At 50.0% G+C, this 23230-nt stretch carries 16 protein-coding genes and 1 pseudogene; 8 read left to right on the top strand and 9 right to left on the bottom strand.

The window, feature by feature from the left end:
* The first annotated feature begins 270 nt into the window (after positions 1-270).
* Positions 271-1014, top strand: coding sequence for a pseudouridine synthase (locus tag ACTHSQ_RS07585; protein ID WP_036493902.1), 744 nt, complete (start codon positions 271-273; stop codon positions 1012-1014).
* A 59-nt stretch (positions 1015-1073) separates the two neighbouring features.
* Here the strand turns inward: ACTHSQ_RS07585 and alr are convergent, their stop codons facing one another.
* On the bottom strand, positions 1074-2132 hold the full coding sequence (gene alr / locus ACTHSQ_RS07580; protein ID WP_049329139.1) for an alanine racemase: 1059 nt from the start codon (positions 2130-2132) through the stop codon (positions 1074-1076).
* Between the two features lie 216 nt (positions 2133-2348).
* Between alr and ACTHSQ_RS07575 the strand changes: the two genes are divergently transcribed.
* Both ACTHSQ_RS07575 and ACTHSQ_RS07570 read left to right on the top strand, forming a co-directional pair.
* Positions 2349-2810, top strand: coding sequence for a winged helix-turn-helix transcriptional regulator (locus ACTHSQ_RS07575; protein ID WP_079453694.1), 462 nt, complete (start codon positions 2349-2351; stop codon positions 2808-2810).
* A gap of 575 nt (positions 2811-3385) precedes the next feature.
* Entirely contained in the window at positions 3386-4723 is a 1338-nt protein-coding gene (locus ACTHSQ_RS07570) for a GTPase/DUF3482 domain-containing protein (protein ID WP_440371545.1), read from the top strand.
* 74 nt (positions 4724-4797) lie between these two features.
* Here the strand turns inward: ACTHSQ_RS07570 and ACTHSQ_RS07565 are convergent, their stop codons facing one another.
* The 3 genes from ACTHSQ_RS07565 to ACTHSQ_RS07555 are packed head-to-tail and all read right to left on the bottom strand — an operon-like array spanning position 4798 to position 10753.
* Positions 4798-6204: an efflux transporter outer membrane subunit gene (locus ACTHSQ_RS07565; RefSeq protein ID WP_440371544.1), complete on the bottom strand. Its 1407-nt coding sequence runs from the start codon at positions 6202-6204 to the stop codon at positions 4798-4800.
* A gap of 56 nt (positions 6205-6260) precedes the next feature.
* Positions 6261-9473 carry an efflux RND transporter permease subunit gene (locus ACTHSQ_RS07560; protein ID WP_440371543.1) on the bottom strand — a complete coding sequence of 1071 codons (3213 nt, stop codon included), beginning with the start codon at positions 9471-9473 and terminating at the stop codon, positions 6261-6263.
* 11 nt (positions 9474-9484) lie between these two features.
* The gene (locus ACTHSQ_RS07555) at positions 9485-10753 is read right to left on the bottom strand and encodes an efflux RND transporter periplasmic adaptor subunit (protein WP_070813793.1); all 1269 of its coding nucleotides are present in this window, start codon (positions 10751-10753) and stop codon (positions 9485-9487) included.
* 226 nt (positions 10754-10979) lie between these two features.
* Here ACTHSQ_RS07555 and mtrR point away from each other — a divergent pair, with 226 nt between their 5' ends.
* Positions 10980-11615, top strand: a complete 636-nt coding sequence (mtrR, locus tag ACTHSQ_RS07550; RefSeq protein WP_070462000.1) for a multidrug efflux system transcriptional repressor MtrR — start codon at positions 10980-10982, stop codon at positions 11613-11615.
* Positions 11616-11680: 65 nt separating this feature from the next.
* Here mtrR and ettA read toward each other — a convergent pair whose 3' ends face one another.
* The gene (ettA, locus tag ACTHSQ_RS07545; RefSeq protein WP_070711984.1) at positions 11681-13357 is read right to left on the bottom strand and encodes an energy-dependent translational throttle protein EttA; all 1677 of its coding nucleotides are present in this window, start codon (positions 13355-13357) and stop codon (positions 11681-11683) included.
* A gap of 341 nt (positions 13358-13698) precedes the next feature.
* Between ettA and ACTHSQ_RS07540 the strand changes: the two genes are divergently transcribed.
* The 3 genes from ACTHSQ_RS07540 (at position 13699) to pgmB (ending at position 18062) form a co-directional block, all read left to right on the top strand.
* Positions 13699-15051 carry an SLC45 family MFS transporter gene (locus tag ACTHSQ_RS07540; RefSeq protein WP_440371542.1) on the top strand — a complete coding sequence of 451 codons (1353 nt, stop codon included), beginning with the start codon at positions 13699-13701 and terminating at the stop codon, positions 15049-15051.
* Between the two features lie 74 nt (positions 15052-15125).
* The gene (locus tag ACTHSQ_RS07535; protein WP_440371541.1) at positions 15126-17384 is read left to right on the top strand and encodes a glycoside hydrolase family 65 protein; all 2259 of its coding nucleotides are present in this window, start codon (positions 15126-15128) and stop codon (positions 17382-17384) included.
* Positions 17385-17396: 12 nt separating this feature from the next.
* Positions 17397-18062 carry a beta-phosphoglucomutase gene (pgmB, locus tag ACTHSQ_RS07530; protein WP_440371540.1) on the top strand — a complete coding sequence of 222 codons (666 nt, stop codon included), beginning with the start codon at positions 17397-17399 and terminating at the stop codon, positions 18060-18062.
* 147 nt (positions 18063-18209) lie between these two features.
* Here pgmB and ACTHSQ_RS07525 read toward each other — a convergent pair whose 3' ends face one another.
* From ACTHSQ_RS07525 to ACTHSQ_RS07510, 4 genes and pseudogenes are all read right to left on the bottom strand, one after another.
* Positions 18210-19055 carry a hypothetical protein gene (locus tag ACTHSQ_RS07525; RefSeq protein WP_440371539.1) on the bottom strand — a complete coding sequence of 282 codons (846 nt, stop codon included), beginning with the start codon at positions 19053-19055 and terminating at the stop codon, positions 18210-18212.
* Positions 19056-19093: 38 nt separating this feature from the next.
* Positions 19094-19285 (bottom strand): annotated as a pseudogene (locus ACTHSQ_RS07520) (UvrB/UvrC motif-containing protein); the annotation flags it as partial.
* Positions 19286-19296: 11 nt separating this feature from the next.
* Positions 19297-20106 (bottom strand): glutamate racemase, encoded by an 810-nt coding sequence (murI, locus tag ACTHSQ_RS07515; protein WP_049331752.1) that lies wholly within the window; start codon positions 20104-20106, stop codon positions 19297-19299.
* Positions 20107-20167: 61 nt separating this feature from the next.
* Positions 20168-21397: a multidrug effflux MFS transporter gene (locus tag ACTHSQ_RS07510; RefSeq protein WP_440371538.1), complete on the bottom strand. Its 1230-nt coding sequence runs from the start codon at positions 21395-21397 to the stop codon at positions 20168-20170.
* A 241-nt stretch (positions 21398-21638) separates the two neighbouring features.
* Between ACTHSQ_RS07510 and ACTHSQ_RS07505 the strand changes: the two genes are divergently transcribed.
* Positions 21639-23168, top strand: coding sequence for a helicase HerA-like domain-containing protein (locus ACTHSQ_RS07505; RefSeq protein WP_440371537.1), 1530 nt, complete (start codon positions 21639-21641; stop codon positions 23166-23168).
* Positions 23169-23230: the final 62 nt, after the last annotated feature.

The following is a 23230-nucleotide window of genomic DNA, read 5'->3' as shown; positions in this document are numbered from 1 at the left end:
GCTTCAGAAAGACCAATCATTATAGTCTTCATGATTTCATGAGTGAAATGTCATTTCAACCCAAATTTGACTGAAAACAAAATGATTAGTTCGTTCGTAAGGTTAACACAAACAGACAATATACCCTTCATTTTTTACTTCAAAACCAAATATTCCTTAACATATAGCAAACGAAAGGCCGTCTGAAAACCCAAATATTCAGTTTTCAGACGGCCTGACAAACGGTCAATGCTATAATCCGACATTCCCATTTCTCTATATTGCCATACCATGCAAAACAACGATTCCGAAACCATGCGCCTCTCCAAACGCATGGCGCAATTAGGCTTATGCTCTCGCCGCGAGGCAGACAGCTACATCGAGCAAGGCTGGGTCAAAGTCAACGGCCAAACCGCCGTACTTGGTCAAAAAGTCACCGAGCGCGACCGCATCGACCTCAACAAACAAGCCCATGAAAAACAAGCAGCGCGTGTAACCATCCTTCTGAACAAACCCGTCGGCTACGTCAGCGCGCAGGCAGAAAAAGGCTATAAATCTGCCGCAGAACTCATTACCGCCGACAACCATTGGGAAGGCGACGACAGCCGTATCCCTTTCAGCGAAAAGCACAAATTCGGCTTAGCCCCTGCCGGCCGCTTGGACATTGACTCTGTCGGATTGTTGGTACTCACTCAGGACGGCCGTATTGCCAAACAACTGATTGGCGAAAACAGCAGCAGCGAAAAAGAATACCTTGTCCGCGTCCGTGGCAAACTGGACGACAAAGGCCTCGCTCTGCTCAACCACGGCTTGAGTTTGGACGGAGAAAAATTGCGCCCCGCCAAAGTCGAATGGCAAAACGAAGACCAGTTGCGCTTTATTTTGCGACAAGGCAAAAAACGCCAAATCCGCCGCATGTGCGAACTGGTCGGCCTGCGCGTCGTCGGTTTGAAACGCATCCGCATGGGAAAAGTCAAACTCGGCAGACTGCCGCCGGGCAAATGGCGTTATTTACGCGCTGACGAATCGTTTTAATTGCAGATAACAAAAAGGCCGTCTGAACACACATTTCAGACGGCCTGATCTTTTACTGCTTACTCAATATACGTAAACTTCGCACGTTTGATATTGCATAGGATTTCGTATGGAATCATACCGGCAACTTCGGAAACTTCATTGATATTAATCACATCACCCCAAAGCTCGACTTCCGCGCCCAAGCCCTCTTTCGAGGCTTCCAGTTCAACCGTAATCATATCCATAGATACCCTGCCGATAATACGGCTACGCTTACCATCCACGGCCACAGGGGAATTAGTAGAAGCGCGACGCGGATAACCGTCGGCATAGCCGCAGGCAATCAAACCGACACGGGTAGATTTGCTGGTGTAGAACGTTGCGCCGTAGCCAATCGGAGAATGCGGCTGCAACACGCGCTCGCCGAAAACGCGAGAAGTCAGGCGCATAACCGGTTTCAAACGCTCATCCACGCCGCCGAAAGGCGAAATACCATATAAGGCCAGACCGGCACGTCCCCAATCGCGGCGTGCTTCAGGCACGTTCAAGATCGCGGCGGAATTGGCCAAGCTCTCCTCGCCTTCCAAACCCTCACACGCCAAATCAAACGCTTCAAGCTGCATTTCGGTCATGCCGTTTTCCGGTTCGTCCGCGCAGGCAAAATGGCTGAATTTCACAATATTTCCAACCGATTCGGATTGTTTCAATGCAGTATAGGCAGCGGCATAGTTGTGTGGAAAGAAACCGGCACGGTGCATACCTGAGTCCATTTTCAGCCATACGGTTGTCGGGCTTTGCCACTCATGATGCGCAAACGCCTCCAGCTGCCATTGGCTACCGATTGCCGGCCACAAATCATAACGGTCAACATCCGCATACTCCGCATCCTCAAATACGCCTTCCAACAAAACAATCGGATTTTTAATGCCGTTTTGACGCAACTCCACGCCTTCATCTACCGTTGCCACCGCAAAGCCGTCGGCAATATCCGCCAACGCGTGTGCACATCTGACCGCACCATGCCCGTAAGCATCGGCCTTAATCACAGCCAACAATTTATTGCCGTGCAACTCTTTGAGAAAACGATAATTTTGACGTAAATTATCCAAACGGATTTGCGCATTGAGCGGACGCATAATGTATTCCTCTTATCGGCATTTCGTTTCAGACGGCCTGCCCTATTACTTTGAAGTAAATATTATAGGTCAAAAACCACACAGGATTCCATGAAATACACAAGAATAATCTATTCATAATTTAGACCTCATGCTCTCCTTCAGGCATTTATGCTTCTTCTCAAGCTGTTTTAAGGTTATGATTCAATCCAAATGAAAACGACAGACATCAAGGCCATGAAAGAACTCGACAAAACCGACTTAAAAATTCTCAAGCTCTTACAACAAAATGCACGCATCCCCATGACCGAATTGGCTGAAAAAGTCGGTCTCTCCACCACGCCGGTAACCGAACGCGTCCGCCGCTTGGAACGCGACAACCTTATTACCGGCTATCATGCCCATCTGAATCCTCATGCTTTAGGTCAAAGCCTCTTGGTCTTTGTCGAACTGAAACTGCGCTCCAAATCCGGAAATATTTTTGAAGACTTCAAACGCGAAGTGCTGAAGATTCCTCAAATTCTAGAATGCCACTTGGTCTCCGGCGAATACGACTACCTTATTAAAGTCCGCCTGCCCAATATGTCCGCCTATCGCGATATGCTCGGCAATATCCTGCTGCAACTGCCGGCTGCATCCGAAAGCCGCAGCTATGTTGTCATGGAAGAAGTCAAAGAAGAAGTGGTATTAGACATCTAATTCTATTCAACAAACAAAGGCCGTCCGAAAGATTACAACATTCAGACGGCCTTTATTTTAAATAGGCAAAAAAAAACGCACACATCCGACAGAATGTGTGCCAAGTCTACAAAGGAGAAATAGAGGAGAAACTATTAACTGACTACTCGAACCAGCTAACGAGACGAATTATGCAACAAGAGATTCAACCGTGCAAGTATTTTTCTTGTAAAATTTCTTAATTATTCGATTTACAAATTTTAAATGTAATTATATTTCAATGCGGATAAAAAAATGCGCATACCGTTTCGATATGCGCCAAGTCTACAAAGGAGAAATAGAGGAGAAAAATCAAGCTGCATCAAGCAACTCAACGGCGCGAATTATCCTAGCCTTCTACCCGCCTGTCAACCGTTTTCCTATCTATTTTCAAGTATTTTGCTAAAAAACAACAAATCCGCTATTCCCCTCTTTTTCTTGCTATTTTTGCCCATATATAAAAAGAATTTAGGGCCGTCTGAAACTTATATTGCCACTAAATATAAACGGCTCCATACTCACACATTCATCGTCCATATCAACCCGACCCAAAGACCATGACCACCCCTCTCTCCCTTGCCGTTGTCGGCCATACCAACACAGGCAAAACCTCGCTCTTACGTACGCTTTTGCGCGACAGCACCTTCGGCGAAGTAAAAAACGCGCCATCCACCACGCGCCATGTCGAAGAAGCCCTTATCAACGATGGCGACGACAGCTTGGTTTACCTCTACGACACCCCCGGCCTTGAAGATGCAGGTGGCGTGTTGGACTGGCTGGAAACCCACACATCCGCACGCGATGACGGTATTGAGCGCATTCAGCAATTCCTCAGCAATCATGAAGCACATCACGAATTCAACCAAGAGGCCAAAGTGCTGCGCCAAGTCATGCAAAGCGATATGGCCATGTACGTCATCGATGCGCGGGAACCCGTCCTTGACAAATACAAAGACGAGCTGACCATTTTGTCTTGGTGCGCCAAGCCCATCATGCCCGTGTTCAACTTTACCCAAAATCAAGACCTGACCGCTTGGACCAATATGCTCGCCCGCAGAAACCTGCATGTTTACGCCGGTTTCGATACCGTTGCCTTCGACTTTGAAGGCGAAATCCGATTGTGGGACAACCTCGCCACCATGTTACCTAAGCGCGGCATCCTCGACCGCCTCATCAATATGCGCCGTCGCGAGTGGCAACGGCTGGATACGGAAGCGCGCCGTGAAATTGCCGATTTTCTACTGGATGCCGCCGCATTTACCCAAGAAATTGCCGAAAACGACGACCCTGCACCGACTTTGGAAGTCATGCAATCGGAAATCCGACAACTTGAGCGGCAAATGCAACAACGCCTGTTCACACTTTACCGCTTCTATCACGACGAAGTCGGCAGCGACAGCACATGGATGCCCAAAGCCTTCAAACAAGATCCGTTTGACAGCGAATTGCTCAAACATTACGGCATCCGTACCGGTACCGGCGCAACTGCAGGCGCACTCATCGGATTAGGCTTGGATATTGCCACGCTTGGCGGCTCACTTGGTTTGGGTACCGCCATCGGCGGACTATTGGGCGGTATTTTGCCCAATGCCCAAGACATCACCGACAAAATCAACGGCCGACAAACCCTGCATATCGATCCGGAAACTCTTACCCTACTCGCCGCACGCGCACTGGATTTGTTGCACGTCTTACAAACGCGCGGCCATGCGGCTCAATCGCATATCGAGCTAAAAGAACGCAAAGCGCCCTGGAATGCGGCCAAATTGCCAAGCGAACTCAACAAAGCGCGCAGCAACCGCAAATGGTCTTCGCTCAACACACACCAGCCCGAAGCCAGCCGTAACGAACGCGCAGCCTATGTCGCCACTTTAAGCGAGAAATTAAAAGCTTAGAATTGCCGCATAACAAAAAGGCCGTCTGAAACCCAAATGTTTCAGACGGCCTTTTAATCTTAGCAGGCAAATACTTATTCGGCAGCTTTGGTTTCGCGTTTCAAACCGCCGCCAAGTGCTTTATACAAGTCGGCAAGATTTTCCAGACGGGTCAGCTGATTAGCCAAAAGAGCAGTTTCTGCGCCGTAACTGCTGCGCTCTGCATCCAGCAAATCCAATGCGCTGGATACGCCATGTTTGTAGCGCAGGCTGATGAGGCGCAGGCTGTCGTTGTAGGCGCGGCTTTGTTTGCTCAAAGCGTCATAGCTTTTATCCAGCTGTTCGCGTGCAACCAACGCATTGGAAACGTCTTTGAATGCAGATTGAACAGCGGCTTCATAAGCAACGATTTGTGCTTGTTGGCGCAGTTTGGCTACGTCAAGATTGGCTTTGTTTGTGCCCCAGTCAAAGATAGGCAGGGTGATGGATGGTGCAAAAGCCCAAATACCCGTGCCGCTCTTAAACAGGCCGCTCAACTCGCCGGAAGCGGTACCGACAGAACCGGTCAGGCTGATGCGCGGGAAAAACGCCGCACGTGCCGCACCGATATTGGCATTGGCTTGTTTGAGCGCGTGTTCGGCCGCACGGATATCCGGACGGTTGAGCAACACGTCCGAACTCAAACCGGCAGGCAGTTTGGTCATTTTGAACTGTTTGTTCAAAGGCAAACCGGCAGGCAAGTCTTCAGGCAAAGGTTGATTAATCAACATAGCCAAAGCATTACGCGCTTGCTCGCGGTTCTTTACCGCGGATGCGTAATCAGCTTTGGCCGATTCGATCAGCGCTTCCTGTTGGCGCAAATCAACAGCGGAAATTACGCCGGCCTTATGGCGTAATTGCGAGAGCTTGTAAGTCGCTTCACGGGTTTGCAATACGCGTTGTGCCAATGCCATAGATTCCTCAGCGTAGCGTTCGTTAAAGTAGGCTTTGGCAACGGTAGAAATCAAGGTCAGATGGGCAGCATCGCGGTTGGCGGCCACATTGAAATAACCTTGCAACGCAGCTTCACTGGTGCTGCGAACACGGCCGAAAAGGTCAAGTTCATAAGAGGTTGCGCCCAAACCCACTTTGTATTGACTGCTGACGCTGCCGCCACTCAAACTGCCTTGACGCGAACCTGTACCGCTGGCATTGACGGTTGGCAACAAATTATTACGCGCAATCATGTATTGCTTGCGGTAGATTTCCGCATTCAGCGCGGCTGTACGCAAATCGGTATTGCGTTCCAATGCGATGTCGATCAGGCGGTGAAGGCGAGGATCGGCAAAGTAATCTTGCCAACCCAATTCGGCTGCACGGATACCGTCGTCAACAGTGTCGTATTTAAACGTATCGGCCACGGCAACTTGAGGCTGCTCATATTTCGGCATCATGGTACAGGCCGACAAAGCCACGGCGGCGGCAACGGCGGTCAGTACAGGTTTGAATGTAATCTTCTTCATTTTAGAATCCTTTAGCATTTTGAGGCCGTCTGAAAATTTTTCAGACGGCCTTTGCTTTAGTGCTTGTCTGAATCGTGTTTACCGTCTTCAATCATGCCGGCTTCAGCGGCGTGTTTGGCGGCCATCTCATGCTCGTGTGCGGTTTCTTTAAAGAATTTGCGCACAACCACATAGAACAAAGGCACAAGGAACACAGACAGAATCGTACCGATCAACATACCCCAGACCACGGTCGTACCAATCGCACGTTGGCTGGCGGAGCTGGCACCGCTGGCAACATAAAGCGGTACCACGCCCAAGATGAAGGCAAACGAAGTCATGATAATCGGACGGAAACGCAAGTGTGCGGCGGCAAGCGCAGCTTCAAGCGCGCTCTTGCCTTGCGCTTGCAGGTCTTTGGCAAACTCGATAATCAAAATCGCGTTTTTCGCACTCAAACCCATCACCGTAACGAAACCGACTTGGAAGTAGATATCGTTGGCGTATGCCGGAATACTGCCCAGCAGCGCTTCAAACATGTTGCGGCCGGTCACGCCCAATGCCGCGCCAATCAAGCCCAACGGAATCACAAGGATAACCGCCAACGGGATAGACCAGCTTTCGTACAAAGCAGCCAATACCAAGAATACAGCGGCAGCGGCCAATGCGTACAACACGACAGTTTGCGAGCTGCCTTTAGCCTCTTCACGAGACTGACCGCCCCATTCCAGACTGTAACCGCCGCCCATTTCATCAACCATTTGCTGCACCGCAGCCATGGCTTGACCGGAAGATACGCCATTAACAGGAGAGCCGGAAAGCTCCATTGCCGGATAACCATTGAAGCGGACGCTTTGTTCCATACCGGTTTCCCAAGAAACAGTAGCAATGGTAGAAAGCGGTACGGCAACGCCGGATTTGTTCGGTACAGTCAGGTTCAGAATATCGGCAGGCTGCATACGGGCACTCGCATCAGCTTGTACCATCACGCGTTGCAGACGGCCTTGATTCGGGAAGTCGTTTACATAAGACGAACCCAAAGAAGAAGCCAAAGCAGTACGGATATCAGAGAACGAAATACCTTGTGCGGCTGCTGCGGCACGGTTGATGTCGATTTTCAACTGCGGCGCATCTTCCAAACCGCTCGCACGAACGGTACTTGGGTTAAACAAACCGCTTTTGCGCATTTTGTCAATCAACTCATTGCGCTTGGCCAACAATGCAGCATGGCCGCTGTTGTTACGGTCTTGCAGGTAAATCGTCAAGCCGGAGCCTGTACCCAATTCCATAATGGCAGGAGGCACAATCGCTAAACCGAAACCGTCTTTCAGCGTAGCCATCATCATACCGGTCAACTTACCGGAAATAGAAGTCGCATCGCTGCCCGGGGCAGTACGTTCGCTCCAGTCTTTCAGAATGACAAAGCCCAAAGCCATGTTTTGACCGGAACCTGAAAAACTGAAGCCGGAAACGGTAATGATGTTCTCAATCTCAGGTATAGATTTTGCCAGCTGAGTGATTTGAGCCAAAGTTGCATCGGTACGCTCTTTGGTCGCGCCGGCAGGCAGCTGTACGCTCAACATCAAGTTACCTTGGTCTTCAGTCGGCAAGAAGGAAGTCGGCAGACGCATAAACAGGAATACGCCCACAACAGTCAAACCAATATAGACAACCATCATGCGCAAAGTCTTGCGCAAGACTTTGGCAACCCAGCCTTCGTAGCCGTGTGTCCAGCTGTCGAATTTTTTGTTAAACCAACCGAAGAAACCTTTTTTCTCTTCGTGATGACCCTTCTGAATCGGTTTGAGCATGGTGGCACATAATGCCGGCGTCAGCGTCAAGGCAAGGAATGCGGAGAATGCAATCGATGCCGCCATGGTCAAGGCAAACTGTTTGTAAATGTTACCTGTTGCACCGCTAAACATTGCCAGCGGAACAAATACGGACATCAACACGGCAGTAATACCAATCACCGCGCCGGAAATCCGACCCATCGCTTTTTTGGTTGCAGCCTTAGGCGACAGACCTTCACTCGCCATAATACGCTCAACGTTTTCAACGACCACAATCGCGTCATCGACCACAATACCGATCACCAATACCATCGCAAACATGGTCAATACGTTAATCGACATACCCATGTATGAGATAAAGGCAAAACCGCCCAACAGGGAAATCGGTACAACAATGGTCGGAATCAGCGTATAGCGGATGTTTTGCAGGAAGAGATACATCACTAAGAATACCAATACGATGGCTTCCAAAAGCGTATGGATCACTTTCTCAATCGAAATTTCCACAAATTTGGAAGTATCGTAAGGAACTTTCCAGCTCATGCCGTCTGGAAAATACTTCTGCAAAACTGCCATTTTTTCTTTCACGGCAGTCGCCGTTGCCAAAGCGTTACCGCTGTTAGACAGCATCACTGCCATACCGGTGGTATTCACGCCGTTCAAACGAGTGGAAGTAGAATAGTCCTGCATACCCAAGCTGACTTTGGCAACGTCTTTCAGATAGACATTAGAACCATCGGTATTGGATACCAAAATGATGTTGCCAAACTCTTCAGCAGTGCTCAGCTGACCTTGCGCCGTCACAGTTGCTGAAATAGTCTGACCTGCAGCCGCCGGCAAAGAACCGATAGAGCCTGCAGAAATTTGGATATTTTGTGTCGCAAGCGCATTGGTTACCGTTGCAAAAGACAGGTTGTAGTTTTGCAGTTTTTTCGGGTCAACCCAAATACGCATGGCGCGTTGCGCACCAAACAATTGTACCTGCCCTACCCCGTCAATACGCTGCAGTTCAGGAATGATATTGCGCTGGGCGTAATCGTTCATTTCCTCAATGGATTGCTTTTCAGAAGAAAGCATGACCACTTGCAAGAAGTTGGAACGCGCTTTAGATACGGTTACACCATATTGCTGTACGGTAGAGGGCAATGTGGACAACACTTCCGACAATTTGTTCTGCACGTCTACCTGCGCCAAATCTTCATTGGTTTCCGGTGCAAACGTCAGACTGACGCTGCCGCTGCCACTGGAATTGGCAGAAGTCGTCATATAGTCCAAACCTTCCACACCGTACATATTACGTTCGATAACGGCCAGTACGCTGTCTTCCATTACCTGAGCCGAAGCGCCCGGATAAGTAGCGCGCAAAGTAATAGTCGGTGCAGCAACGGACGGATATTGGGAAATCGGCAGTTTTTGAATGCCGAAAATACCCGCTGCGATGATAAAAATCGCAATAACCCATGCAAAGATGGGGCGGTCAATAAAAAACTTAGACATTCACGCGTTCCTTATTTGGCTTCAGATGCAGCTTTAGCTTCAGGCTTGGCCTCGGATGCAGCTTGGCCGTCTGAAACTGCCGGTGTTGCTGCCGCAGCGCTTGCAGGCGGCGTCCATTCTTTCGGCGTTACCTGTTTAGCACCCGACATAGCGGCAATGCTGATGCCTTCAACAATCACTTTGTCGCCGTCTTTAAGGCCGTCTGTAATAACCCAATTGCTACCTTGCTGTTGGGCAATGGTCACGACACGCGCTTCCATTTCGCTCTTGTCATTCACTACCATCACAGTATCTTGCGAACCGCGGGTAACTGCTTGTTGCGGCACCACAAATGCATTATCCACTGCCACTTGTTCCATCAACACGCGTACATACAAGCCCGGCATCAAGATATTTCTGTCGTTAGGAATGGCGGCGCGCAAGGTAATTTGACCAGTCGTTTCGTTGACAGTCGGATCTGCAAACAGCAGACGGCCTTTTTCAGGGTAAACCGTACCATCGTCAAATTTGATGTCCACTGCAATCGCGCCGTTTGCCGCCAACAATTTGCCTTCGGCAACCTGTTGACGCAGTTTCATGACCTCACTGGCAGACTGGGTAACATTGACATACATCGGATTGGTTTGTTGGATGGTGGCCAAAACAGTGGTATCGCCGGAATTCAGCAGCGTACCTTCAGAAACTTTAGATTGACCGATAAAGCCGGAAATCGGCGCAGTAATGCGGGAGCGGTTCAGGCTGATACCGGCAGATTTGATGGCTGCTTGTGCAGATTTGACGCCTGCCTCTGCTGAACGCTTGGCCGTTACGGCCGCATCATATTCTTGTTGGCTGATGGCATCGGCGGCAACCAGCGGTTTGTAGCGGGCCAAGTCGGCATTCGCTTTAGCCAAAGTCGCTTGCGCACTCGCCAACTGGGCGCGTGCGCTTTCTAAGTTTGCTTCATAAGTTGAGCTGTCGATTTGGTACAAAGGCTGACCGGCTTGCACATAGCTGCCTTCTTGGAACAGGCGTTTTTGCAAAATACCGCCGACTTGGGCGCGAACTTCGGCAGTACGCAACGATTCCAGACGGCCCGGCAACTCGGTTGTCAATGCAACGGTTTCCGGATGCACGGTAACCACGCGGACTTCAGGCGCAGGTTGATTTTGCTGTTGCTGACTGCCTTGCGCCTGTTGGCCGGCTGCCTTCTCATCGCCTTTGCCGCAAGCAGAAAGCGCCAATGCAGTAGCCGCCGCAATCGCCGCGACACGCATCATTTTAGAAGCATAAAGAGCCATAATTTTCCTATCTCTATGATAAATAAGGGTTTGACTAATTAAAAATTGATTACTTTAATTTCATATTTCATAAGCAGAAATTGCCTGTTTTCATGAAAAACAGGCTGATTATATAGTGTTGAGAAACACTATATAATATTAAATTGAATTATACATACATTCTTGCATGTTCAGAAGTAATTTTTTATAATCCGAACCATAAATTTACATTTCCTACAAAACAACTATGAGAAGAACCAAAACCGAAGCCTTAAAAACCAAAGAATATCTCATGCTTGCCACATTGGATACGTTTTATCAGAAAGGCATTGCCCGCACCTCGCTTAACGAAATTGCCCAAGCCGCAGGCGTAACGCGCGGCGCGCTGTATTGGCATTTCAAAAACAAAGAAGATTTGTTTGACGCCTTGTTCCAACGGATTTGCGACGACATCGAAAGCTGCATAAAAGAAGACTCGAACAACAATAACGAACAGGCTTGGTCAAGCTTCCGACTGACCCTGACCCGTTTTTTCGAGCGCCTGCAACACAACGAGCTTCACTATAAATTCCACAGCATTTTGTTTTTAAAATGCGAACACACCGAGCAAAACGAGGCGGTCATTGCCATCGCTAAAAAACACCAATCACTATGGCGTGAAAAAATCGTTGCTGTCCTGACTGATGCGGTACAACAAAAAGCGTTGGCGGATAATTTGGATATCGATATGGCAGTCATCTTCATCAAGTCTTCATTAGACGGCTTTATTTGGCGCTGGCTTTCTTCAGGTCAAGGCTTCGATTTAGCTCAAACTGCCCCACGCATGATTGAAATCATCATTGATACATTGGAAAACCATCCGCAATTAAGAAAACAATCATAAACATCAAAAATAAAAGGCCGTCTGAAACATTAAAAGTTTCAGACGGCCTTTTGGTTCAAACCTGCTTAACGTGTTACCGGTTTGTAACGGATACGTTTCGGTTTCGCGCCCTCTTCGCCCAAACGGCGTTTCTTGTCGGCTTCGTATTCCTGATAGTTACCGTCGAAGAACACCCATTTAGAGTCGCCTTCACAAGCCAAGATATGCGTAGCGATACGGTCGAGGAACCAGCGGTCGTGCGAAATCACCATCACGCTGCCGGCAAATTCCAACAATGCGTCTTCCAGCGCGCGCAGGGTTTCTACGTCGAGGTCGTTGGACGGTTCGTCCAGCAGTAAGACATTACCGCCGCTCAACAAAGTTTTTGCCAAGTGCAGACGGCCGCGTTCGCCGCCGGAAAGTTGCCCCGCAATTTTGCTTTGGTCGCTGCCTTTGAAGTTAAAGCGTCCCAAATATTGGCGGGCTGGAATTTCAAACTGACCAACCTGCAAAATATCGCGGCCTTCGGCGATGTTGTCGAACACGGTTTTGTCGTTTTGCAAACCTTCGCGGCTTTGGTCGATCAAGCTCATTTTCACGGTTTGACCGATTTTCACTTCGCCGGAATCAGGCTGCTCTTTGCCTGAAATCATTTTAAACAGCGTAGATTTACCCGCGCCGTTCGGACCGATGATGCCGACAATCGCGCCCGCAGGTACTTTAAAGCTCAAATCGTCAATCAGCACTTTATCGCCGAACGATTTGGAAACGTTCACAAATTCAATTACTTCGTTACCCAAACGTTCGGCAACAGGGATAAAGATTTCCTGAGTTTCGTTGCGTTTTTGGTATTCGTAGTTGCTCATTTCTTCAAAACGCGCCAGACGCGCTTTGGACTTGGCTTGGCGGCCTTTGGCATTCTGGCGCACCCATTCCAATTCCTGCTTCATCGCTTTCACGCGCGCGGCTTCGGATTTTGCCTCGTTTTCCAAGCGTTTTTCTTTCTGCTCCAGCCAAGACGAGTAATTGCCTTTCCACGGGATACCGTGGCCGCGGTCAAGTTCCAAAATCCATTCGGCGGCGTTGTCGAGGAAGTAACGGTCGTGCGTTACCGCAACCACGGTACCTGGGAAGCGTACCAAGAATTGCTCCAGCCATTCGACAGATTCTGCGTCCAAGTGGTTGGTCGGCTCATCAAGCAAAAGCATATCGGGCTTGCTCAACAAAAGTTTGCACAAAGCAACGCGACGTTTTTCACCGCCGGACAAATTGCCGATTTGGGCATCCCAATCAGGCAGGCGCAGCGCGTCGGCAGCGATTTCCAATTCGTGCTCTGCACCGCCGCCGGTAGACGAACCCGCCGCAATAATCGCTTCCAAGCGGCCTTGTTCTTCCGCCAACGCATCAAAATCCGCATCGGGATTGGCGTACTCGGCATACACTTCTTCCAAGCGTTTCTGCGCGGCAGCCACTTCGCCCAAACCGCTTTCCACTTCCTCGCGCACAGTTTTCTCAGGATCAAGCTCGGGCTCTTGCGGCAGGTAGCCGATTTTAATGCCGCCCATTGGCACGGCTTCGCCCTCAAATTCCTTATCCACACCCGCCATAATCCGCAGTACAGTAGATTTACCCGCACCGTTCAAACCGAGCAAACCGATTTTTGCACCGGGGAAAAATGAAAGGGAAATGTCTTTAATAATGGTTTTTTGCGGCGGTACAACCTTGCTCACGCGCAGCATAGAATAGACGTATTGTTGGGACATAGTTTTCTCGTTTCCGTCAAACAAATTTCAGACGGCCCATTTTAACCTATTGCCCCAATACTTGCTTGTTCAAATGCCGTCTGAAAATAGAAATAAGCATCAAAATATACACCGCACCGAACCGATACCCTTATTGCCCGACGGTATCAATGCCAAACCACAAAAAATTTGATTTAAGCCAGTTTATCCTTGAACTGGCATTGCCAATATCCGGCGCGCTTCATAAAATGCACCTAATATCCTTGAAAGTACGCACACAAACAATAACGACAGAGAACACCACACCAAGGAACCTTTCAGATTTCTCAATAAAAATACTTTTTAAAAAAAGGATTTACCTCATGTCGGAAAATACGCAAAAAACAGCAAAACAAGGTTTGCCGTCACTGGCAAAAAGTACGATTTGGATGCTGAGCTTCGGCTATCTCGGCGTTCAGACGGCCTTTACCCTGCAAAGCTCACAAATGAGCCGAATTTTTCAAACTTTAGGCGCCGACCCGCATAATTTGGGCTGGTTTTTCATTCTGCCGCCATTGGCCGGTATGTTGGTTCAACCGATTGTGGGCTACTACTCAGACCGCACTTGGATGCCGCGCCTGGGCGGTCGTCGTCTGCCCTATCTGCTTTACGGCACACTGATTGCGGTCATCGTGATGATTCTGATGCCGAACTCGGGCAGCTTCGGTTTTGGCTACGCTTCTTTGGCGGCTTTGTCGTTTGGCGCGCTGATGATTGCGCTGTTGGACGTATCCTCCAATATGGCAATGCAGCCGTTTAAAATGATGGTCGGCGACATGGTCAACGAGGAGCAGAAAAGCTACGCCTACGGGATTCAGAGCTTCTTGGCGAATACGGGTGCGGTTGTGGCGGCGATTCTGCCGTTTGTGTTCGCGTATATCGGTTTGGCGAACACTGCCGAGAAAGGCGTCGTGCCGCAAACCGTGGTCGTAGCATTCTATGTGGGCGCAGCCTTACTGATTATTACCAGTGCGTTCACCATCTTCAAAGTCAAAGAATATGATCCGGAAACCTACGCCCGTTACCACGGTATCGACGTGGCTGCAAATCAGGAAAAAGCTAACTGGTTCGAACTCTTAAAAACCGCACCTAAAGCGTTTTGGACAGTCACTTTGGTGCAATTCTTCTGCTGGTTCGCCTTCCAATATATGTGGACTTACTCGGCAGGCGCGATTGCAGAAAACGTTTGGCAGACAACCGATGCCTCTTCCGTAGGCTATCAGGAAGCGGGCAACTGGTACGGCGTTTTGGCGGCGGTACAATCCATTGCTGCCGTTATCTGCTCGTTTATTCTGGCAAAAGTACCGAATCAATACCATAAAGTTGGTTATTTCGGTTGCTTAGCTTTAGGCGCGCTCGGTTTCTTCTCTATCTTCTTCATCCACGATCAATACGCACTGATCCTGTCTTATACCTTAATCGGCATCGCGTGGGCAGGTATCATTACCTATCCTTTGACGATTGTAACCAATGCCCTCTCCGGCAAACACATGGGTACTTATTTGGGTCTGTTTAATGGCTCTATCTGTATGCCTCAAATCGTCGCCTCCCTGCTGAGCTTTATCCTCTTCCCTATGCTGGGCAGCCATCAGGCAACCATGTTCTTGGTTGCAGGCGCAGTCTTGCTGCTGGGAGCCTTCTCAGTATGTCTGATTAAAGAGACCCACCGCGAATAATCCATCCATACCATCGGCAAAGGCCGTCTGAAACCTTTGCCGAACTTACAATTTTAATAACAGGAGCTTCATAAATGTATACAAGAATCATGGAAATCAGCCCTTGGACGCTGCGTTCGGCAAAACTGGAAAAAGAACACAAACGGCTGCAAGAGAGCCTGACCAGTTTGGGCAACGGCTATATGGGTATGCGCGGCAGCTTTGAGGAAACCTACTCCGCCGACAGCCACTTGGGCACCTACATCGCGGGCGTGTGGTTCCCCGACAAAACCCGCGTCGGCTGGTGGAAAAACGGCTATCCTAAATATTTCGGCAAAGCCATCAACGCACTTAATTTCAGCAAAGTCAAAATCTTTGTTGACGGACAGGAAGTGGACTTGGCGAAAAACGACGTTACCAACTTCTCCGTCGAACTCGATATGCAGCACGGCGTGTTGCGCCGCTCGTTCACCGTATTCGGCGTGCGTTTCGATGTGTGCAAATTCCTGTCCGTCGCGCAAAAAGAGCTGGCGGTTATCCGCTGGGAAGCCGTATCTGTTGACGGCAAAACCCACCAAGTCCGCATCGATTCCATCATCGACGCCGACGTGAAAAACGAAGACTCCAACTACGAAGAAAAATTCTGGCAGGTATTAGACAAAGGCGTTTCAGACGGCCTCTCCTACATTGCCACCCAAACCGTCGCCAACCCTTTCGGCGTGGAACAATTTATCGTTAACGCCGAGCAAACCTTCGCCGGCAGCTTTAAAGCCCTCTGCGGCAGCCAAACCGATTGGCAGGTCTCCAATTCTTTTGAAGCCGAAGTCGGCGGCACGCCTGAAACCTTTGAAAAACGCGTGATTGTTACCACCAGCCGCGATTATCAAGGCTTGGAAGCGGTGAAAGCCGCAGGCCGCGCCTTGTCGGAAAAAGTCGCAGGCGTTGCGTTTGAAACCTTGCTGGAGGCACACAAAGCAGGCTGGCTGCGCCGTTGGGAAATCGCCGACGTGGTCATTGAAGGCAGCGACGAAGCGCAGCAGGGCATCCGCTTCAACCTGTTCCAACTGTTCTCCACCTACTACGGCGAAGACGCACGCCTGAACATCGGCCCCAAAGGCTTTACCGGCGAAAAATACGGCGGCGCGACCTATTGGGACACCGAAGCCTACGCCGTGCCGCTCTACCTCGCACTGGCGGAACCCGAAGTTACCCGCAACCTGCTGCAATACCGCCGCAACCAACTGCCGCAGGCGCAACACAACGCGCGCGAACAGGGCTTGGCAGGCGCGCTCTATCCGATGGTAACGTTTACGGGCATCGAGTGCCACAACGAATGGGAAATCACCTTCGAGGAAATCCACCGCAACGGCGCGATTCCTTACGCCATTTACAATTACACCAACTACACCGGCGACGAAAGCTATCTTGCAAAAGAAGGCTTGGAAGTCTTGGTCGAAGTGTCCCGCTTTTGGGAGGACCGCGTCCACTTCTCCAAACGCAACGGCAAATACATGATTCACGGCGTAACCGGCCCGAACGAATACGAAAACAACATCAACAACAACTGGTACACCAACACCCTCGCCGCATGGGTATTGGACTACACCCGCGAAGCCTTGGCGAAATACCCGCGTCCGGATTTGAACGTGAGTGCCGCCGAGTTGGAAAAATGGGCGGACATCAGCGCGAATATGTACCGTCCGCATGACGAAGAACTCGGCGTATTCGTCCAACACGACGGCTTCCTCGACAAAGACATCCGCCCCGTGTCCGCGCTTTCGCCCGACGATTTGCCGCTCAACCAGAAATGGTCGTGGGACAAAATCCTGCGTTCACCCTTCATCAAACAGGCGGACGTCTTGCAAGGCATCTACTTCTTCGGCGACCGTTTCAACATGGACGAAAAACGCCGCAACTTCGACTTCTACGAACCAATGACCGTGCATGAAAGCTCGCTTTCGCCCTGTATCCACGCCATCCTTGCCGCCGAACTGGGCAAAGAAGAAAAAGCCGTGGAAATGTACCAGCGCACCGCCCGCCTGGACTTGGACAATTACAACAACGACACCGAAGACGGCCTGCACATCACCTCCATGACCGGCTCGTGGCTCGCCATCGTCCAAGGTTTCGCCCAAATGAAAACCTGGGGCGGAAAACTCAGCTTCGCCCCGTTCCTGCCGAGTGCGTGGACAGGCTACGCCTTCCACATCAACTACCGCGGCCGTCTGATTAAAGTCGCCGTTGGCAAAGAAAACGTGGTCTTCACCCTGCTCAAAGGCGAGCCGCTCGAATTGCAGGTGTACGGCAAAAACATCACGCTCAACGGCAGCCACACCGTTGCGTTGGAAAAATAAGGAGGATGCAAAATGACTTTCACCGCAGTGCTTTTTGACCTCGACGGCGTCATCACTGACACTGCCGAATACCACTACTGCGCATGGAAAAAGCTCGCCGAAGAACTGGGCATCAGCATCGACCGCAAGTTTAACGAGCAGCTCAAAGGCGTGTCGCGCGACGATTCGCTCAAACGCATCCTCGCGCACGGCGGCAAAACCGTCAGCGAAGCCGAGTTCGCCGAACTGACCCGCCGCAAAAACGACAACTACGTCGAGATGATTCAGGCAGTCAAACCCGAAGACGTGTACCCCGGCATTTTGCCGCTGCTGGAAGCATTGAGGGCAAACGGCAAAAAAATCGCCCTCGCGTCCGCCAGTAAAAACGGCCCGTTCCTGCTGGAACGCATGGGGCTGACCCACTTCTTCGATGCCGTCGCCGACCCTGCCGCCGTCGCGCATTCCAAACCCGCCCCCGACATCTTCCTCGCCGCCGCCGAGGGCGTGGGCACAGACATCCGCCGCTGCATCGGCATCGAAGACGCCGCCGCCGGCGTAGCTGCCATCAAAGCCGCCGGCGCCTTGCCTATCGGCGTGGGCAAAGCCGAAGACTTGGGCAGCGACATCGCGCTGGTCTCCGGCACCGCCGAGCTGACCTACGCCTACCTGCAAAACGTGTGGGAACAGTCGGGCAGGTAAAATACTAAGAAAGTAAAAAGGCCGTCTGAAAACTGGATTTCAGACGGCCTTTATTCTAAAAGTTTCCAGACGACGTTTGAGGTCTTCTGAAAGTTTGAAACAGTGGTGAGAACGACAGACAACGCGTGCGTGCGTACCGCACACACCCTACACCTTGGTTTTAAAGTTTGTGCCATCCGCAGGTGGGGTGTGTGGCACAGCCACGCACGCGGTTGGTGGAGATGCAGGCTGTGGCTTTTTCTTGCTACTATTCCTACGGTCGGCACCTGCTTTTAACTCCCCTTTTTCCCATAATCTAAAAGTTTTACCATCTGGGGTTTTGTATGCATTGTTAAACGCTGTTTTAACAGTGTTACCTTTAAGGATGTGGAAAGCTAAAAAAGTCTGTACAAACTGAGATGCTGCCGCTCCATGTATGCTATGAAATGGTGCAATAAAATGACTACATACATCAATAATTTTCGAAAAATTACCCCCCATATTTTGATAACCGGTTTGACAACAAAGAGAAATAAAAATTTTCTGCGTATTGCTATTCGTTAAATGATCAGAAAATTGATCCGGATGAATAATTTCTTGATTCATAAATAAAATGCCATCTTTTCTACCATGGCCTATTAATACAATATGAGAGTATATATCTTTCTCCTTCTGCCAAATAATTGATAATTCATTAAGAGAACGAATTTTATAAGATCTTACATAATCATCTGGTAGAAGCAGGCGACAATATTGAAGCACTGATTTTGCCAAAGGGTCTAATAAGCTAGTTTCTGTTTCTAAGTCGCCAATTTCCAAGACAAGAATCCCAATATTTTTCTGTACTAGGCTAGAAGCAATCCATTGTTCCTTCCCTTCAGGTAAAGAAATTTTTACTGTTCTATCGGTAATTTCTAAAACTCGTGTTTCATAAAGAGCGGAATGATAATTTTCCATCCCTTCTATTTTTGAAACGGGAACAAATGCTTTATCATTTTGATTAAATTTAGACATATTATCACCTTACAATAAGACGAATTAATAACCAGTGACTACTCAACTCCAAACAACAACCCTTCTTTAATCCCCCGAATCCTATCCCTTAACACCGCCGCCTCTTCAAACTGTAAATCCCTAGCCGCCTGCTGCATGGCTTTTTCCAGTTTGGCGATTTCTTTAATCGCATCTTCTTCGTTGTGAATCTCGCCAACTTTAACCTTGTTTTTACCTTTCAGACGGCCTTTAATATTTCCAATCAACCCAACGTTACCATCTCAATCTGTTCCATACTCCTACCCAAGAAGCGTTCGCCGATGGTGCGGAAGCGCAGGGGGATGTCGCTGACGTAGAAGCGGTAATCCGGATTGTCGTTTTCTGTATTCAGCAAACCTGCTTGTGCCAAGGCTTTGGCGGTGGCTTCGGCGGTAGTGATGGCGGAATCGACCAAGGTAACGTTTTGTGCTTCGCGGCCGATAAGCGGTTTGAGCAATGGAAAGTGGGTACAACCCAACACCAGCGTATCGATGTCGTCGGCCAAGAGCGGCTTCAAGTATTCGCGCACGGTCAGGCGGGTGACTTCGTGATCGAGCCAGCCCTCTTCTACCAATGGCACAAGCAAGGGCGCGGCTTGTGTGCGCACCAGCGTGTCGTTGTTTTTTGAATGGATGGCGCGTGCGTAGGCATTACTGTTGACGGTGGTATTGGTCGCGATAATGCCGATTCGGTTGTTTTTGGTGGTTTGCAAAGCGGCTTCCGCACCGGCAGAGATGACGTCCAATACGGGCATATTGCCTGCTTTTTGACGGATTTTTTGTCCGGCAACGGCGGCGATGGTGTTGCATGCGATAACAAGTGCTTTGACATCGTTTTCCAGCAGGAAATCGACAATCTGCATGGCGAAGGTTTCGATGGTGGCGCGGGATTTGGTGCCGTAGGGAACGCGTGCGGTATCGCCGAAATAGATGATGTTTTCCATCGGCAGGCGTTCCATCAGGGCGCGGACGTTGGTCAAGCCGCCGACGCCGGAATCGAATACGCCGATGGGGCGTTGTTTGCTGGTACTCATGGTTAATTTCTTCAATATAAAGTTGAGGCCGTCTGAAACCGTTTTTCAGACGGCCTGAAGGTTAAACATATTCTTTTTTATCGTTTTCCATCCAAGCCTGATGCGAGCAAATCCACAACAGCACGATACCGCACACGGTCGAGCTCAACATCATACCGGCCATCACCAAGGCGGAACCATTGTGCAGCCAAGTCGTTGCCATGCCGACTGATGCGCCGACAAGGGATTGGAACACGCCTAAAACCGCATTTGCGCTGCCGCCCTCTGCACTGAAATAGCTCATAAAGCAGGCCTGAGTGTTCGCACCGACCAAGCCTTGTGCACCGACTGAAAACATCACACATGGCACTAAAGCCCACAAAGGCGGCAAAGACAGCGACAACACCAAAACCGTCATCAGCAGATTGGCGGAAAATTGGACGATAATACCCCATTTGAGGATGTTTTGCGGATGCGTACCGGTTTTCAAACGCCATGCGGTAACGCGGTTAAACGACATCATGGTAATGATATTGAGCGCAAATATCCAAGCGTATTGGTTTGGTGAAACATGATACAGATGTTGGTACACAAACGATGATTCGGTCAAAAAGGCAAACATCGAACCAAAACTGAAAGCTTGGAAAAACAGATAGCCCATCGCGGCGCGCGTCCTCAAAACGCGTTTAAACCTGCCTGCCACCACGCCGAACACATCCATGCTGATTTTGCCTTTTTGGTGCGGCTTGGGCAGGAAATACCACATCAAACCCCAAAGCAGCAGCGAATAGCAGGCCAGAAAGCCGAAAATCATGCGCCAGCCGCCCAAATTCTGCAAGCCAGCACCAATCATCGGCGCCATCAATGGCACAATCATCAGAATAATGCCGATTAAGGCAAACATCTGCGCGGCTTTGCGTCCGGAATAATAATCGCGCACCAGCGCGCCGGAAATCACCACGGTCATCCCCGCGCCAAACGCCTGCACGGCACGCAAGTTCAGCAGCTGCTCGACATTATTCACCATCGTCAAACCGACAACGGCGGCAAAGTAAATGCTCAAGCCCACCAAGGCGACAGGTTTGCGGCCTTTAATATCCGAAATCGAACCGCCGACCACCTGACCAAACGCCACGCCAAACATAAAAAAGCTCAGGCTTTGCTCAATACGGTGGATGTCCGAACCCAGCGACTTCGCCATTTCGGGAATCGCAGGCAGATAGGCATCGACAGAAAACGGCATCAGCGCGACCAACATCGCCATCAGCACGGCCATGGTTTTTTCGCCCAAAGGGGCTTGTTGTGCAGTCATTCCGACTTTCGCTTTCGTAAAAAATATTCAAAAAACAAAGAAAACAACCGCCTTGTCAGACGGTTGCGGATTGGATGGAATTATAGCAGATTTCAACCTTGTCCAATCACTGCAAAAAAACCTTTGCAAAACTTAAGGCCGTCTGAAACTTTGCTTGGTTGAACCCCCTCGCCGCAAACGTTAAAATGCTTGTTTTTTAAGACAACAAATTGTTTCACATCACGGATTCTAAGGAATAATCATGACTACATTTCAAATTGCGCGTGCCGACGGGAAAACGCTCGAAATCCAAGGCAAAATGGCCAACCGCCACGGCTTGATCGCCGGTGCGACCGGTACGGGTAAAACCGTTACCCTGCGCCGTATGGCGGAAGCCTTCAGCAGCGAAGGTGTCCCTGTATTCTTGGTCGATGTCAAAGGCGATTTGTCGGGCATCGCGCAAGCCGGTGCCAACAGCGGCAAAGTGGGCGAACGCATTGCCGAGTTTGGTTTGGGCGAACAATGGCTGCAAAATTTCCCCGTGCGCTTTTGGGATGTTTACGGCGAAACCGGTATTCCCGTACGCGTAACCGTTTCAGAAATGGGCCCTATGCTTTTGGCACGCCTGATGAATCTGAACGACACGCAAGAAGGCCTGCTCAACCTCGTGTTCAAAGTTGCCGACGACAGAGGCTGGCACATTCTGGACTTAAAAGACCTGCGCAGCATGTTGAAACACGTTTCCGACCACGCTTCGGAATACCGCACGCAATACGGCAACGTTTCTGCCGCCAGTATCGGCGCGATTCAACGCCAACTGCTGACTTTGGAAAACGAAGGTGCAGAAAAATTCTTCGGCGAACCTTCCCTCAACCTGCAAGACTGGATGCAAACCGACAACGGCAAAGGCATCATCAACATCCTTAATTCCGAAAAACTGATGCGCTCGCCGCGTATGTACAGCGCGTTTTTGCTGTGGATGCTGGCAGAATTGTTTGAAACCCTGCCCGAAGTCGGCGATTTGGACAAACCCAAATTCGTGATGTTCTTCGACGAAGCGCATTTGATGTTCGACAATGCCGCCAATGCGCTGGTCGAACAAATCGAACAAGTCGTGCGCCTGATCCGTTCCAAAGGCGTGGGCGTATATTTCGTTACCCAAAACCCGCTCGACTTGCCCGATACCATTCTCGGCCAACTGGGTAACCGAGTACAACACGCCCTGCGCGCCTTCACACCGCGCGACCAAAAAGCAGTTAAAGCCGCTGCCGAAACCTTCCGCAGCAACCCAAATATCAAAGTTGCCGAAGCGATTGCCGAACTCGGCGTCGGCGAAGCCCTCGTTTCCTTCCTTGATGAAAAAGGTATGCCCGAGCCGGTAGAACGCGCCCTCATCCTGCCGCCGCAATCCGCCCTGACCCCGCTTGCTGCAGAAGAGCGCAACCGTTTGTTCCAAAACGACGATTTGTATCCAACCTATAAAGATATGGTGGACAACTACTCCGCTTTTGAAGCATTGGCCGAAGCAGACAGCCAGGCTGCCGCTGAAAAAGAAGCCGCAAATGCCGCCAAAGAGCAGGAAAAAGCACAAAAAGCCGCAGAAAAAGAGGCTGCCAATGCTGATCCCGGCATCCTCGGCGGACTGATTGGCGGTTTGAGCGGCGGACGTAAAAAATCCGGCCAAGGTTTGGGCTACAACGTTGCCGACGCCATCGGCAGCCAAATCAACCGCCAAGTAACCAACGCCATTTCCCGCAGCGTAATGGGCATTATTAAAAATATGTTCAAATAATCAGCCTGCGAAAATAAAAGGCCGTCTGAAAATCAATTTCAGACGGCCTTTTTATTCATCAA

The sequence above is a fragment of the Neisseria sp. P0009.S008 genome (genome assembly GCF_051958615.1).
In the GTDB taxonomy this organism is placed as follows: domain Bacteria; phylum Pseudomonadota; class Gammaproteobacteria; order Burkholderiales; family Neisseriaceae; genus Neisseria; species Neisseria subflava.
Note: the sequence above shows the minus strand (reverse complement) of the source record. Positions and strands in the feature narration are given on the sequence as shown.